Raw genomic sequence first — 351 nt, forward strand, 5'->3', positions numbered from 1 at the left:
GTGCAATGGCTCAGGTTATATCAAAACCGCCTTTGGCAAAAGCATTCATACCCATTTTTATGATGACATTCGCATGCCGGCGCTGTGGTTAGGCTTTAGCGATGACGAAATTGCCAATAGTAAAAACATCGACGACATGATTCGCGTCTATACAAAGATGCCGGTCGAAAAACGCTTTTTTGAGCCAAAAGACTTTGGTCTGAGCAGCATTGGTCATATGCGCTATTTTAGTAGTCGAACCAATGCCAAGGCACCTGAGTTATGGCAAATGGCAGTAGATTGGTTAAATCAGCAGCAATAGCTCCAGAAATCATAGCTTTGAAAACGACGGCTTCAAGCATGAATAAAAAT

1 pseudogene is annotated in these 351 nt (G+C 42.5%); it reads left to right on the plus strand.

What is annotated here, in order from left to right:
* Positions 1–301, plus strand: a pseudogene (locus AAEY83_RS13395) (alpha/beta hydrolase); the annotation flags it as partial.
* Positions 302–351: the final 50 nt, after the last annotated feature.

The organism is Psychrobacter sp. TB20-MNA-CIBAN-0197, assembly GCF_040309765.1.
Taxonomy (GTDB): Bacteria; Pseudomonadota; Gammaproteobacteria; order Pseudomonadales; family Moraxellaceae; genus Psychrobacter; species Psychrobacter submarinus.